Source organism: Psychrobacter sp. G, assembly GCF_000418305.1.
Classification (GTDB): Bacteria; Pseudomonadota; Gammaproteobacteria; order Pseudomonadales; family Moraxellaceae; genus Psychrobacter; species Psychrobacter cryohalolentis.
Genome location: NC_021661.1, coordinates 736,147 through 751,381 on the forward strand (window position 1 = coordinate 736,147; position 15,235 = coordinate 751,381).

Below are 15,235 nucleotides of genomic sequence, written 5' to 3' on the forward strand. Positions count from 1 at the left end.
ATGAGTTTAAAGAATCTTTTTTTATTTTAATAATGATAGTTAGTTGTATTTCTTCTTTATTAATATATAATTTTTATAGCTATGATATTGTATTTTCTATCTCTTTAATTTTGAATTTATCCTTAAGTTTTATTATTTTATGGAAAAACTCTCCTGATGAATATTTAGTAAAACTATCTATAGTTTATTTGGTGGGTTTTACTCTATTCATTGGTGGAAGGTACATAGCTAATATATTTGGTGTAGAAGATATTTATTGTTACGAATTTGGTTACTTTTATTGTCTAAGCGGTTATGAAAAAATAAAGCTAAACTTTCTTATAAATTGCTCTCTGATATCATTTATAATAGGGTTTTTATACAAATCAAATAACGTTAGTTCTCTAAATAGAAATAACAACCAATATTTTAACAAGAAAGTGTTATCAGCGATTATAGTATTGTCTTTTGTTACCGGTACTTTTAGCATATATTTTCAATTGGAAGCGGTAGCAATAGCAATAAATAAGGGTTATTTAGCTTTATATGAAGCACAGGGTGAAGTGTATCAAGCTCCATTTGCATTAATATCAAACACTCTATTCGTGGCTAGCTTGGCAACAATATATAGTGTAAATAAAAACATTAAGCCATTTATTTTTTACTCTTTATTTTCTATTTTTATTGCTGGTCAGCTACTAGGTGTATTAACTGGTGCAAGATCTAGCTTTATTAATGCTATAATTATTTTACTGTGGCTATTTTTGGGAACTAAGAAAATTAGTCCTAAAAAAATATTAATGTTAGCTTCTATTCCTTTTGTTTTTCTCATGACTAATTATTTATCTTCATTGAGTGGAGCACGAGCTACTACATCTGGAGGTAGCTTTTACGATACTATAATATTAGAAATATTTTATGGACAAGGTACTTCTATGATGGTGTTTGGTATAGGAAGTCTAGAGACAGACTATCCTGTATTAGCTTATCTGAAAACTATATTTCCAGGAATTCAAATTATTTATTCTTTTTTTACTGATATCAACAACTATGAATTATCTTTTTCACAAAGTTTATCCTATAGGCTAGCTCCTTCAGTATATTATGATAATATGGGTTGGGGATGGTCATTGTTAGGAGATTTTTATGCATTTTCATTTGGCTTTTCTATCTTGTTTCTACTTTATAACTTTATCTGGGGAAAGTTAATTTTCAAAATATCTCTTTTGAATAATTCAAGTATGTACTATAGAGGCTTGTTCTTTTGTTTTTTGATTACAGTATTTTCTATAAATAGAGCAAGTATTTCTTACCTAGTTTTTTTGGTTTTTTTATATACATTTTTCTATTTCTCACTTAAGTTAGTTTTAGGTAAAAAGTATAAACATCAACGTATGTAATAACATATTCAGTTCTATATAAGAATGTGTATCAGCTAATTAAATAATTCCCAAAATTAAATAGTTGAAATGCAATATATAATCACATATTTTTAAAAGTGTTATAAATTAAATCAACTAAATCAACTAAATCAACTAAATCAACTAAATCATTATCTTTATAAATAATCGTGGCTTATTCACTAGATTTTCGTAAACAGGTAATCAAAAGCTTAGATGATTGCATGACCTATGCTCAAGCGGTTGAGTTCTACGAGCTTAGCACCAGTACTATGCATAGCTGGAGACAGATTTTAGAGCATAAGAAAGCGCGAGATAAAGCCCTGACTCAAATACCTGATAATGCTTTGCTTCAGGATGTCAAAGCGTATCCTGATGACTATAAATATGAGCACGCAAATCGTCTGGGTTGTAGCAAAACAAGCATTCATCATGACCTAAAGTGCCTTGGTATCAGTCAAAAAAAGACCTTGGAACATCCAAAGGCCTGTCCGATAAAAAAAGCTAAGTATTCCAATCATTTGAGTGATTATATGATTCAAGACTACCCCATTGTTTATATGGATGAAAGTGGCTTTGACGCTGAAACTATCAGACCTTATGGCTATGCTCCAATAGGTAAACCTTGTATCGATCGTTACAACTGGCAAGATAAAAAACGTACCAACGTCATTGGTGCCCTGTACGAGAGAGTATTATTTGCACTTGATTACTTCGAGAAAAACATCAATAGAGAGGTATTCTATCACTGGTGCAAGCACACACTAAGCCCAAGTCTTAAGAGCAAATATGTGATTGTAATGGATATGAGCAAGGATAAAGCACTGCTTTGCGCGAGACGAAGAATATGCCTAAGTGACAAGATTTCATAAGCGCAAACGCATTCAAAAGCTATTGAATAGGCATGGTCACTGTATTCTATTGCTGTCACCTTACAGTCCTGATTTAAATCCCATTGAAAAAAATGGACACAAGCAAAGTTTTTACGCTAATGGTGGATAGAGAATAGTCTGCCTAAACTGTTTCATGATATGGGATGTATCTCTTTTATTATGAACTGACTACAACGCTGTAACACTTTTATAGTGGATTTATTATACATTAGTTATTTTGATAATTTTTTTGGATACAATATGAATATATTGCATATATTATCAGCGCCGGCCTCAGGTGGGGCGGAAGTCTATATTAAAGACATAGCAAAATATTTATCTGAACAAGGACATCAGATACATATTGCTTTTTTGAGCTCAGCCACTAATGCTAATAGGGATTTAACTTATGAAAAGAATTTTTTAGATGATCTAGAGTCTTCTGGTGTTACGACTTACGTGATTGGCAACGAGACTAGAAAAAAACCTTGGTTAGGTATGGCAAGACTTAGAAATTATGTTATCAAGAATGATATAGATATTTGTCATACTCATCTAGCTTATGGGATTGTATTTTCTTCCTTATTAAGAATACCTATAGTATATACGCATCATACTATTGCCAGTCGCTGGGGTAAGTTAACTTATAAAATTTTTAATAATTTAGTTGATGAGTACGTTGGTATATCAGAAAAATGTGCTATAGCCCTAGGTATGTATACTGGTAGAAAAGTTACTACTATAACTAATGCAGTTTCTGAAGATAAATTTGTTGGTTATATCAGAGAAAGGTGTCTAAAAGATACAGTTATTTTTGTAATGGTGGGTCGCTTAGATGTTGAAAAAGACTATCTAAATATGTTACATGCACTAATGCTACTAGATACCGAATCAAAACAGAAATTAAGAGTATTGATAGCTGGCGAAGGCGATAACAGTTACAAAAATGAGCTGTTAAATTATATCGATAAGAACAAACTTAACAATGTAGTCGAATTTGTTGGATTGAAAACCAATATTCCCGAATTTCTTTATGACGCTGAGGTTTTTCTTATGAGCTCATCGTTCGAAGGATTACCTATTGCGCTGATTGAAGCTGCTGTAGTAGGACTACCTTGTATCGTCACTGACGTTGGTGGTTGTGCTGAAATTATAGCTAGAAGTGATAACGGAGTCGCTGTACCTCCACACTCCCCTCAAGCGATAGCTGACGAAATCATTAGGTTTGTTTCAGAAAAAAGTCTGATAAAACAGTATTCAATTAACGCAATTGCTAATGCACATAAGTACTCTATAAGTATAGCAGCGCAGCTACATCTTGATTTATATTCCTCAATGCTTAAATAGCTATGTAATCAGTTCAATGTAAAAAAATCATCCCAGTTTTGCGTTACTTAGATTAACAAATGAAGTGCAATTTCAAAGAGCAGATGAAAAAGAAGCCTAGATGCGATAGCACCAAGGTTACTCTCCACCGCCAAAGTGAGATTGCAACCATGAACTATACACATCTAAGTCTTAGTGAACGATATCAGATTTATGCTCTCAAAGGGGCAAAACACAGTATTAAATTTATATCCGATAAATTAAACAGAAGCCCAACTACTATATCAAGAGAAATTAGGCGTAATAAGAGTCAGCGAGGTTATCGGGCACAGTTTGCAAATGAGCAGGCGACAGCATGGCGAGCGAAAAATGCCTTCACCATTGCTATAGACGTTTGGGTCAAAGTCAAACTCAAAGAGTATTGGAGTCCTGAACAGATTGCAGGCGTTCATGGTGGTATTAGCCATATGAGTATCTATCGCTACCTATGGACAGATAAGAGACAAGGCGGCACCTTATGGCAGTATCTTAGGCGCAAAGCCAAGCCTTATCGCTAAAGGCTTACTAACGAGACTCGTGGACGCATCAATGACAGAGTCTCTATTCACAAGCGTCCTCAAGTGGTAGAAGATAGATCACGTATTGGTGACTGGGAAGCGGATACCGTTATCGGTCAGCATCACAAGCAAGCGATTGTGACACTTGTTGAACGTAAAATATGGCTACTGAAGATGAAGCGTGTAGGTAATAAAACGGCACAGCAAGTATAAGAGGCAATGATAGATATCTTAAAGCTGGTGAGGTTACAAGTTAAGACTATTACCTCTGATAATGGTAAAGAGTTTGCTCAGCATAAGAAGGTGAAACAAAAGCTCTTTAGCCCTTTCTTCTTTGCCGATGCTTATGCGTCATGGCAGCGAGGAACCAACGAGAATACCAATGGCTTGATCAGAGAGTTCTTGCCTAAGGGTTGTGACTTTAGACAAGTCTCTGATAATGAGATACAGAACATTGAGAATAAACTAAAAAACAGACCAAGAAAACGCTTAGGGTTTAAAACGCCTAATCAGGTGTTCTATAATATAATTTAGCGTTGCAATTGGTGTGTTAATTTAGCCAATTAAATTTCATTTTAGGTTATACTTTATTTTTTATAAAAACCTATATCAACCTTTGGAGCTCGAATGAAGTTTTCATTATTAATTGTTAATTATAATACAGAAAGCTATATTGAAGCACTTATATATAGCCTATTAGAACAAACGATTTCAAAACTAGATTTTGAAATAATTATTAGTAATAATGTTCAGAATAAAAATCTTGAAGAAATGATATCTAAAAATAATTTTTACGATGTTATTGACATTAAAGTAGTACAGATAGATAAGAATATTGGTTTTGGACGTGCTACAAATGCGGCAGCTGAGTTAGCTAATGGAGCCCATTTGTTGATTATAAATCCAGATGTTTTGATGACAGATAACAACTACTTGTCTTCAATGTATCAATTTATTATTAGAAACCAAGATTATGGTGTTATTAGTAGTAAGATATTAGGTGATAGTGGTTTTGATATGTGTGAGCATTATGATTATGAGTTCTCTGAAAGTTTTGGTTACACGAATGAGATTTGTTGGTTTTCAGGATCATTGTTATTTATAAGAAAAGATTTGTTTAAAGAAATTGATGGGTTTGATGATGATTATTTTATGTTTTGTGAGGATGTGGATATATGCTATCGTATAAAAAAACAAGGTTTACCTTTAATAAAGAATGAGGAATTAAGCGTTTATCATAAAGTTGGCGCAAGTGAGCCTGTTCGAGAGCATGATTTTTATCGTCGCTGGTGCAAGTCAAGAATATTGTTTATGCATAAGCACTATAATAACAATAAATTTAATGAATTTATTAATGATTTGTATAAAAGACAGAAATTGCTAAGCATACGTTATACTATTTTGGATGCTATTTTCCCTACTGATAGATACAAAATGGTAGCTATCGAGCACCAGATTATGTTTGAAACAGTAAAAAAAACAATTAATAGTTCAACTGAGCATTTATACTAGGGCGTGCTGAATATTGGTGCCAAATTTATGGCAAAAAAATAGCGAATAGTTAATCTTTAAGTTCTCCCACAAAAAAGATATCGTTCGCTATGCCTCGCATCATGCTCAAAGATGAACACTGGACAAGACTGAATGAGGCGTTACTTATTTTTTTCAACTATTACCCAATTCTATGCAGCTCCTAGAAAATAATTTTTTTAGGTTATACCTGTAATCAATTTTAATATATTAAAATGTGGTGGAAATGAAATTTTTACTTATCGCTGGTTTTGCAGATTCTTTAATTGGGTTTCGTAAAGCACTCATTATTGCGCTTATAGACAAAGGTTTGGAAGTTCATGTTGCTGCTCCTGATCTACTGGAAAACCAAGTTACCTCATTAAACCTAAAGAATTTAGGGGTTGTCACTCATGATATCTCGATGCAACGTACAGGTACCAATCCTGTAGCAGATTCAAAAGCTCTATTTGCATTGTATTTCCTAATCAAAGGTATAAAGCCTGATTATGTTATGGGCTATACTGTAAAACCTGTTATTTATGGCACCTTAGCAGCTTGGCTCGCACGGGTGCCACAACGGTTTGCATTAATTACCGGTTTGGGCTTTGCTTTTACGGTTGAAAATGATAATAAACGTAGTCATATACGCGCTGTTGTTCAGGGGTTGTATCGGACAGCACTACGCCGTTGCCAAACGGTGTTTTTTCAGAACCCTGATGATGAGGTTCTATTTCGTAAGCTAAATATTTTATCTAATCAGAATACAACCTGCGTGGTCAATGGTTCAGGTGTAGACTTATTTGAATATTCAGTCGCACTATTACCCATTACTAATGATGAAATAGATATTAGGTTTTTATTGATTGCTCGTTTATTAGGCGACAAAGGTATTCGAGAATATGCACAGGCAGCTCGTACTATTAAAGCTAAATATCCACACGCTCAATTTGATTTAGTTGGTTGGATAGATGAGAACCCTGATGCTATTGAACAGCAAGAACTAGACAGTTGGGTTGAAGATGGATTATTTACTTTTTGGGGTAAGCTTACTAATGTACAGGCCGCTATTTCAGCTTCTTCTGTCTATGTTCTACCTTCATATCGCGAAGGAACCCCGCGTACCGTGTTAGAGGCTATGGCTATGGGTCGGCCTATAATTACTACTGATGCACCTGGCTGTCGTGAAACGGTTGTTGACAACTATAATGGCTATCTTGTACCGATTAAGGCTGTAGATGAGCTTGTATTAGCAATGGAAGAGTTTATTCTTAATCCAGGTTTGATTGTCTCTATGGGTATGGCATCACGCGCATTAGCCGAAAAGAAGTTTGATGTGCATAGTGTTAATAAATCTATGTTGAAAGCCATGGGCTTATAGGAATCAAGAATGATAAAACGCCTTTTTGATATTACTGCCGCTACTGCCGCTCTAGTCGTATTATCTCCGGTATATGCCATCACTGCTTACAAGGTTAAACATAATTTAGGCTCGCCAGTATTTTTTCGGCAGACGCGTCCCGGGTTGAATGGTGAACCCTTTGAGATGATTAAGTTCCGCACTATGAAAGATGCCATAGATAGCGAAGGCAATCCTTTGCCTGATAGCGAGCGCCTGACCGATTTTGGTAAAGCACTACGCAATAGTAGTCTCGATGAATTGCCTGAGCTTTGGAATGTTGTTAAAGGTAATATGAGCTTAGTCGGACCACGGCCATTATTGATGGAGTACTTGCCGCTCTATAGTAAAGCGCAAGCGCGTCGTCATAATGTACGCCCTGGTATTACCGGTTATGCGCAAGTGAATGGGCGTAATGCCATCGGTTGGGATAAGAAGTTTGAGCTTGATACGTGGTATGTAGACAATCAATCATTATTGCTAGATATTAAGATATTGCTTAAGACGGTAAAAAAAGTACTTATCAAAGACGGTATCAGTGCCGATGGTGAAGCGACGATGAGTAAATTTATGGGTACTCAAAACCAGTCAGCTTTAGAAAATAGTTATGAGTAAATTATTTGCCGTTTATGGTGCGTCAGGTTGTGGACGTAGTTTAATGCCAGTGGCCATTGATCAGTTGCAGAGATTGGACAATGACAATGACACAGAGAGTCAGATTATATTTATTGACGATGCATTAGTTGAAGACACTAATGTCAACGGCTATACTGCGATGAATTATACAAAATTTAAAAGCATAGATAGCGATGATAAGTTTGTCCTGATTGCCATTGCTAATAGTGTTGTTCGTCAAAAAATAGCGGATAAGTTAGATAAGGATGGAATATTGCTTTGGTCAGTTCAACATGATTCTACTTTGATTATGGATGCAGTAAAGATAGATAAGGGGGCAGCACTTAGTCCATTTGTCACTATAGCTGCTAACGTCACTATTGGTAAATGCTTCCATGCCAATTTATATAGCTACGTCGAACACGATTGTATCATTGGCGATTATGTCACCTTTGCACCACGTGTCAGTTGCAATGGCAATATTCACATTCATGATCATGCTTATATCGGTACGGGCGCAGTCATCAAGCAAGGCACACCTGATAAGCCCTTAGTTATTGGTAAAGGTGCCATCGTTGGAATGGGTGCCGTTGTTACGAAAGACGTCCCAGCTGGGGCAGTCGTCATTGGTAATCCTGCAAGACCACTCAATAAATAGTTTTAAAAAATGTTTAATAAATATCGTTGACCTTTGAGTTAAAACATAGGTTTATTCTACATATAAAAAAATTTACAATAAATATAAGGTGCTTTGACCATGTGTGGAATAAATGGTTTTTTCAATACAAATACAATACTACCTTCAAATACTATAATACAACAAATGAACACAGCAATCCGTAATCGAGGTCCAGATGCTGGAGATAGCTGGCAAGATGAAAGCATTAATTTAGTTCTTGGTCATCGACGTTTAGCGATTCAAGATTTATCGCCCGCAGGTGCGCAGCCTATGCACTCTGCATGTGGTCGATATGTGATTGTTTTTAATGGTGAGATTTATAATCACTTAGAGTTGCGTAAGCAATTGATGTCTGAACATAAAGCGCCTAATTGGCGTGGTCATTCAGATACAGAGACCATGCTTGCTTGTTTTGTAGCTTGGGGTATCAAAAATACTCTACAAGCTATGGTGGGTATGTTTGCTATTGCGTTATGGGATCGACAACAAAAAATATTGACTTTCGCAAAAGATCGAATGGGTGAAAAGCCTTTATATTGGGGCTGGCAAGGTAAAAGTCTGTACTTTAGTTCCGAGTTAAAAGGACTAAAAGCACATCCCACTTTTCAGACAGATATCAATCGTGATGCGATCACCTTACTACTTCGACATAACTGTATTCCCGCACCTTATAGTATTTATGAAGGTATTGAAAAGCTGCGACCAGGTCATTGGCTACAACTACCATTAGAAGATATAGAAAAAGCGAAAAAGGCTCAACCACAAGCATACTGGCGTTTTAACGATATGGTTGAAAATGGAACATCTAATCCATTTACAGGAAGTCCAGAGCAGGCTGTAGACGCTTTAGAGTCAGCTCTTACTAAAAGTATTGGAGATCAAATGCTATCTGATGTTCCGCTTGGTGCTTTTTTAAGTGGAGGTATAGACAGCAGTGCTGTCGTAGCATTAATGCAAGCACAAAGCTCGCGTCCAGTGAAAACCTTTACTATAGGTTTTGATGACGTAGGCTATAATGAAGCGATTCATGCAAAAGCGGTAGCGAAACATATTGGTACTGATCATACTGAGCTTTACGTACGCCCTGAAGACGCTTTATCTGTGATACCCAAGCTAGCTTGTATATATAGTGAACCGTTTTCAGATAGCTCACAAATTCCAACTTTTTTAGTCAGCGAGCTCGCGAGTCAACACGTGACTGTTTCACTCAGTGGGGATGGAGGTGATGAGTTGTTTGGCGGTTACAATCGTTATCTAATGGCTCAACAGGTTTGGAATAGAAGTCGTAAGCTACCAAAACCAGTACGTCAATCTGTTGCTTCTGTACTTACTTCTTTATCACCAAAAAATTGGGATATGCTCTTTGATAAGCTTGGCCCAGCGCTACCTGAGCGTTTACGTTTACGTACGCCAGGAGATAAGGTTCACAAATTTGCAGGCGTACTTGATATTAATGACGAGCAAGCTTTTTATCAGACGCTCACCAGTCATTGGCAGCATCCTGAAAGCATAGTTATTAATGCAAAGGAACCAAAAACATTAATTAGCGATTCTAAGGCTTGGCCTGAGACGGATAGTTTTCAACATGCCATGATGGCTATGGATGCACAGACCTACATGACAGACGATATATTGGCGAAAGTTGATAGAGCGGCCATGGCAAACAGTCTTGAAACACGTGTGCCACTGCTCGATCACCGCATTGCTGAACTGGCTTGGAGTTTGCCATTAGATTACAAGATACATAAGGGAGAAGGTAAGTGGCCTTTAAAACAGGTATTATTTCGTCATGTACCACGTGAGTTAATTGAACGTCCTAAAATGGGGTTTGGTATACCTTTGCATGATTGGCTACGTGGCTCATTACGAGACTGGGCTGAAGAATTGTTAAACGAAAATCTTCTATTACAGCAAGGTTTTTTTAATCCACAACCCATACGAAAAATGTGGAAAGAACATTTAAGTGGACTGTACAATCATCAGCACCACTTATGGGATGTATTGATGTTCCAAGCATGGATTGAGACCCAGTAAATCGGCCTCTATTTGCATATGTGAAATATTTTAATTGGTAATCCTGCAAGACCCCTCAATAAATAAAAAGTATAAATAAAAACTCAGAATCAAATATTTCGTTATAAGTTATTAATCGTCAATGATGAATCATTAATTATAAATAAGCACTATCGAGGCAACTATGTTAAACACCACATTTTCACCTTGGCCAAGCTTTACTCAAATCGAGGCTGATGCAGTCAGTCAAGTATTATTGTCTAACAAGGTAAATTACTGGACAGGTCAAGAGTGTCGTCAGTTTGAGGAAGAATTCGCTGAGTGGTCAGACAGCAAGTATGCAATTGCCATGGGCAACGGTACTTTAGCATTAGATGTGGCGTTGCAAGCGTTCGGTATAGGAGCGGGCGATGAGGTCATCGTGACGCCGCGTACCTTTATTGCGAGTATCTCATCGGTGGTCAATATTGGCGCTACGCCAGTATTTTCCGATGTTGACGAAGCCACTGGTAACATTACTCCTGAGTCGATCGCTGCGGTGTTGACTGACAAGACCAAAGGTATTGTATGCGTACATCTGGCAGGCTGGCCATGTGATATGGATGGCATCATGGCGCTGGCAGATAAGCATAATCTATATGTGATAGAAGACTGCGCGCAGGCACATGGTGCGACCTATAAAGGTCGGAGTGTCGGTAGTATTGGTCATATCGGCGCGTGGAGCTTTTGCCAAGACAAGATCATGACCACAGGCGGTGAGGGCGGCATGGTCACCACCAATGACGAGCAGTTATGGCGTAAGATGTGGGCGTATAAAGACCATGGTAAAAGCTACGCTGCTGTCTATGAGACAGATCATGCACCCGGCTATCGCTGGTTACATGAAAGCTTCGGTACAAATTGGCGTATGACTGAAATGCAAGCAGTGCTCGGTCGTATTCAATTAAAAAGGATGCCTGATTGGACAGCCAAGCGTACCGCCAATGCTCAAACTATCCTAGATGCCTGTGCTAAATGGGAAGCAAAAGGCTATCTTTCTGTACCAAGATTAGAAGAATCAGTGCAGTTTGCAGATTCGACCCACGCCTATTATAAGCTTTACGTCTATGTGCAGTCAGATAACCTACCGAAAGAGTGGTCACGAGATCGTATTATTCGAGAGATAAATGACTTAGGGGTTCCTTGTTTTTCAGGATCGGCTTCTGAGGTATATCTGGAAAAAGCATTTGATAATACCGGCTTACGTCCTGAAAATAGACTGCCAGTCGCTAAGCAGCTGGGCGAAACCAGCTTGATGTTTTTGGTGCATCCAACGTTGACAGAAGACGAAATTAAGCAAACCGTACAGGCGATTGATGGCGTATTTGCGAATATACATAACCAATAAGATATCAGTTATTGAGTTAAGTTAAATTTAGTTACGTTAATGCAAATTGATGTTTGACCGATAGCATTTATAAACCATTGGCATTTATAATAAACCCCTTATAACCAAAGAGTATTTGATCATGTACAAGAAGCTAAGCATTTTATTGGGTTTTGGTGTCTTATCATCAGTGTCGATGTTGGCATCTGCACAAAACCTGTATATGAACGATCTAAAGCTTAAGGCAGATCTTGACTGGCTGAATACTCAAGGGGTCGCGCAGATTAGCACCAGTACTTGGCCACTGACTGCTAATGAGATTAAACGTGCTCTAAATAGCGCTAATGCCCAGACGCCAGCGCAGCAGCAGATCCTACAGTCGGTACAAACGCGATTGAATCAGAACCGCAACTCAGTGGTAAAAGGCTCGGCAGCCCTGCATATACAAACCGACAGAGATCAGCTACCACAAAAATTTGCTGATGATAAGCTGGCGGGTCAACAGGCAAGCGTTGGCGTGTCACTTAGCGAAGCGGAGTGGGAATTTAATTTACAAGCCAATTTAAAAAATGACAAACTCATCGATGACAGCTCAGATGTTAGCTTTGAGGGCTCATACCTTGCTGGTACTGCTGCCAATCAGTGGTTGATAGCGGGTAAAATTCCAACGTGGTGGGGACCTGGGCATGATGGTAGCCTTATTCGAGGCGATGCAAGCTTGCCGGTCGCAGGTTTTACCATGCAGCGTGATCAGCAAACAGCGCCGACATCGCAGTATTTATCGTGGGTTGGACCTTGGCAGTATCAGCTATTTGCCGGTCAGTTAGAGGATTATGAAGCGATTCCTGACGCTAAGCTGTTTGGTGCAAGGCTGACGGCTAGCCCATGGGAATGGTTAGAGGTGGGTGCTTCTCGTACCTTTATGTGGGGCGGTGAAGGTCGTCCACAGAGTTTTGGCTCCTTTACTGATGCTCTCTTAGGCACCAAAGATAATGGTGATAATGGTGCTACAATTGGTGAAGATCCTGCCAATCAGTTAGGCGGTTTTGACGCGCGCTTAAGTTTAGCGTCATTGGTGAATGTACCTGCGGGCGTTTATGCTCAATATGTCGGTGAAGATGAAGCAGGCGGCTTGCCAGCGAAAAACATGTATTTAGCCGGTGTTGATTATGCGTCTGCTGCTTATGGCAAACCTTATCAGCTTTATGCAGAGTATACAGATACCCGCACTAGCGGTGAGGTAAGAGGGATTTCTTATGATCATGGTACTTATACAGACGGCTATTATCAGCAAGGCTTCCCATTAGGCTATGCATTAGGTGGCGATGCAGAAAGTATCGCACTTGGTGGTCGCTTATGGCTCGATAACCGTAATTTTATTAATGCAAAACTACAGCATGCTAAGGTAAATCAAGCAGATGAAGCCATTAACCAAGCATTCCCAACGACTGATAAGTTAACTGGTATCGATGTGGCTTGGGAGCATCAATACAACCCTCAAACGCTTATTTCTAGCCGAATTTGGGCCGTAGATTCAGATATCCAGTCGACTGATATCGGCGTAGGTGTAGGTATTGAGCTGCAGACTTACTAAATGGTGGCTTAATCAATGCACGACAGTGCTTGAAAACAAAAAGTCGATCTATTAGTATTTAATAGATCGACTTTTTTATGGTCACGTTATTATTTTTTAATTATGGCTTTTTAATATAGTGAGTTCAATATAAAGGAGTTATGCTTAGAATAGCATTATGCTGGGATAAATTTCTCTCGCTTGCTGTGCGCTTCGCACTCCAGAGGCTTCGTAAAATTTATCCCAGCAGTACGGTGTTCTTTTTAAATTGAATCGAATATAGGGTGCTAGGATTTTTTGGCTCAGGCAGGTACAATATGAGTATCAAACATACCTTGATCAAGGATAAGACAGGCATGCAAGCAATTGCGGCGCTGTCTTTACTTTTTTATCGCACCCTCTATTGGAGTTACTATGTCAATTGCGTCTATTACGTCAACTGCCCAAGGATCTGCTACCGTTTTGGACGGTAAAGCACTTGCTAAACAAATAGAACAGCAACTGCGCACGCGTGTAGACGCTATTAAAGCTAAGACAGGACGTACACCAAGCTTAGCGACGATATTGGTCGGTGACGATCCAGCTTCTGCGACTTATGTACGTATGAAAGGTAATGCTTGTAAGCGTGTCGGCATGGATTCTATTCGGGTTGAGATGCCAAGTGTAACGACGACTGCAGAGTTGATGGCAAAAATATACGAGCTGAATAGCAGTCCAGATGTTCATGGGATTTTGCTGCAGCACCCAGTACCGGCTCATATTGATGAGCGTGCTTGCTTTGAGAAGATTGACTTGGCAAAAGACGTCGATGGTGTGACCTGTCTTGGCTTTGGTCGTATGGCAATGCAGCAGTCCGCTTATGGCTCATGTACCCCGCAAGGTATCATGCATTTACTAGAGCAGCATAATATTGAGCTGGCTGGTTTGGAGGCCGTGGTAGTGGGTCGTAGTGCAATTTTAGGTAAACCAATGGCAATGATGCTATTAAATGCCAACTGTACAGTAACAATCTGCCATTCAAGAACGCAAGATTTAGAGTCTCATATTAAACGTGCTGATATCATAGTTGGAGCAGTAGGTGTACCTGAGCTGATCAAAGCTGATTGGATTAAAGCAGGCGCGGTAGTCATCGATGCAGGATTCCATCCGACTGATAATGGCGGCGTCGGTGATATCGAGCTGCAAGGTGTAGAAAATATTGCCAGTGCTTATACACCAGTCCCAGGCGGCGTTGGGCCTATGACGATTAATACGCTTATTCGCCAGACCGTTGATGCTGCTGAAAAAGCTGCCGGTTTAGACAATAGTTAATCATAAGAGCATGGATTGCCGATAGATAAGGAGCCTGAGACTTCACAGTAGACAGCACAAAGACTCAGGCTAAATCAACCCCCTTACCGTTGATAGGATCTAACATGGCTAAAAATAACGTGGGTATTCATGAGCGATTACAAGGTATTGGTAGAGAGTTCGTCGATGTCTCTCATTACATAATCTTATTTTTAATCAGTGTAGTGGTAGTTTGGACAGCGGGCAAAGAATTCTTTGTGATCTTTCAAAAAGGTTCAGCGGATTTGAAAGACATCTTATTGCTCTTTATTTATCTAGAGCTGTTAGCGATGATTGGGATCTATTTTAAGACTCATCGTTTGCCAGTGCAGTTCTTGATATTTATTGCGATTACGGCTTTATCGCGACATCTAGTCGTCGATGTACAGGCAGTATCAGATAACTTTCACTTATGGCTGCTAGCAACGATTTCCTTTGCCATTATGGTGCTGAGTGCGTCAATTGTTATATTAACTTGGACAGCTAAGATGTTTGGGCGACCAGAAGATTATTTGAAAGACCATCAAGTGACCAGTACTGAGCATCACTTGCCTTGTGTTGATAATGAACAGTCTCTTAAATAATTATTTTCGATAAATATCATGAATAAAGGGATGA

Annotated in this window: 15 protein-coding genes; all 15 read left to right on the plus strand. The window is 38.6% G+C overall.

Going from position 1 to position 15,235, the window contains the following annotated elements; all coding sequences use genetic code 11:
- The first annotated feature begins 32 nt into the window (after positions 1–32).
- Entirely contained in the window at positions 33–1,379 is a 1,347-nt protein-coding gene (wzy, locus tag PSYCG_RS03185; protein WP_020442907.1) for an O-antigen polysaccharide polymerase Wzy, read from the plus strand.
- A 224-nt stretch (positions 1,380–1,603) separates the two neighbouring features.
- On the plus strand, positions 1,604–2,251 hold the full coding sequence (locus PSYCG_RS13305; protein ID WP_020442908.1) for a transposase: 648 nt from the start codon (positions 1,604–1,606) through the stop codon (positions 2,249–2,251).
- Between the two features lie 261 nt (positions 2,252–2,512).
- Entirely contained in the window at positions 2,513–3,598 is a 1,086-nt protein-coding gene (locus PSYCG_RS03195) for a glycosyltransferase family 4 protein (RefSeq protein ID WP_020442909.1), read from the plus strand.
- A gap of 83 nt (positions 3,599–3,681) precedes the next feature.
- Positions 3,682–4,134: a helix-turn-helix domain-containing protein gene (locus PSYCG_RS03200; protein WP_187289121.1), complete on the plus strand. Its 453-nt coding sequence runs from the start codon at positions 3,682–3,684 to the stop codon at positions 4,132–4,134.
- A gap of 63 nt (positions 4,135–4,197) precedes the next feature.
- Positions 4,198–4,347, plus strand: a complete 150-nt coding sequence (locus tag PSYCG_RS03205) for an IS30 family transposase (protein ID WP_020442911.1) — start codon at positions 4,198–4,200, stop codon at positions 4,345–4,347.
- A 6-nt stretch (positions 4,348–4,353) separates the two neighbouring features.
- A complete protein-coding gene (locus tag PSYCG_RS03210; RefSeq protein ID WP_020442912.1) occupies positions 4,354–4,668 on the plus strand; it encodes an IS30 family transposase in 315 nt (104 codons plus the stop codon).
- Between the two features lie 93 nt (positions 4,669–4,761).
- Positions 4,762–5,646 (plus strand): glycosyltransferase family 2 protein, encoded by an 885-nt coding sequence (locus PSYCG_RS03215; protein WP_020442913.1) that lies wholly within the window; start codon positions 4,762–4,764, stop codon positions 5,644–5,646.
- 244 nt (positions 5,647–5,890) lie between these two features.
- On the plus strand, positions 5,891–7,024 hold the full coding sequence (locus PSYCG_RS03220; RefSeq protein ID WP_020442914.1) for a glycosyltransferase family 4 protein: 1,134 nt from the start codon (positions 5,891–5,893) through the stop codon (positions 7,022–7,024).
- Positions 7,025–7,033: 9 nt separating this feature from the next.
- Positions 7,034–7,657 (plus strand): sugar transferase, encoded by a 624-nt coding sequence (locus tag PSYCG_RS03225; RefSeq protein ID WP_020442915.1) that lies wholly within the window; start codon positions 7,034–7,036, stop codon positions 7,655–7,657.
- Positions 7,650–8,315: an acetyltransferase gene (locus PSYCG_RS03230; RefSeq protein ID WP_020442916.1), complete on the plus strand. Its 666-nt coding sequence runs from the start codon at positions 7,650–7,652 to the stop codon at positions 8,313–8,315. The genes PSYCG_RS03225 and PSYCG_RS03230 overlap by 8 nt, the downstream gene beginning before the upstream one ends.
- A gap of 99 nt (positions 8,316–8,414) precedes the next feature.
- Positions 8,415–10,370, plus strand: a complete 1,956-nt coding sequence (gene asnB, locus PSYCG_RS03235) for an asparagine synthase (glutamine-hydrolyzing) (protein WP_020442917.1) — start codon at positions 8,415–8,417, stop codon at positions 10,368–10,370.
- A gap of 163 nt (positions 10,371–10,533) precedes the next feature.
- On the plus strand, positions 10,534–11,736 hold the full coding sequence (locus tag PSYCG_RS03240) for a DegT/DnrJ/EryC1/StrS family aminotransferase (protein WP_020442918.1): 1,203 nt from the start codon (positions 10,534–10,536) through the stop codon (positions 11,734–11,736).
- Positions 11,737–11,857: 121 nt separating this feature from the next.
- A complete protein-coding gene (locus PSYCG_RS03245) occupies positions 11,858–13,309 on the plus strand; it encodes a capsule assembly Wzi family protein (RefSeq protein WP_011512990.1) in 1,452 nt (483 codons plus the stop codon).
- 393 nt (positions 13,310–13,702) lie between these two features.
- Positions 13,703–14,599, plus strand: a complete 897-nt coding sequence (gene folD, locus PSYCG_RS03250; protein ID WP_011512991.1) for a bifunctional methylenetetrahydrofolate dehydrogenase/methenyltetrahydrofolate cyclohydrolase FolD — start codon at positions 13,703–13,705, stop codon at positions 14,597–14,599.
- Between the two features lie 104 nt (positions 14,600–14,703).
- Complete coding sequence (locus PSYCG_RS03255) at positions 14,704–15,201, plus strand: phosphate-starvation-inducible PsiE family protein (RefSeq protein WP_011512992.1); 498 nt, start codon at positions 14,704–14,706, stop codon at positions 15,199–15,201.
- Positions 15,202–15,235: the final 34 nt, after the last annotated feature.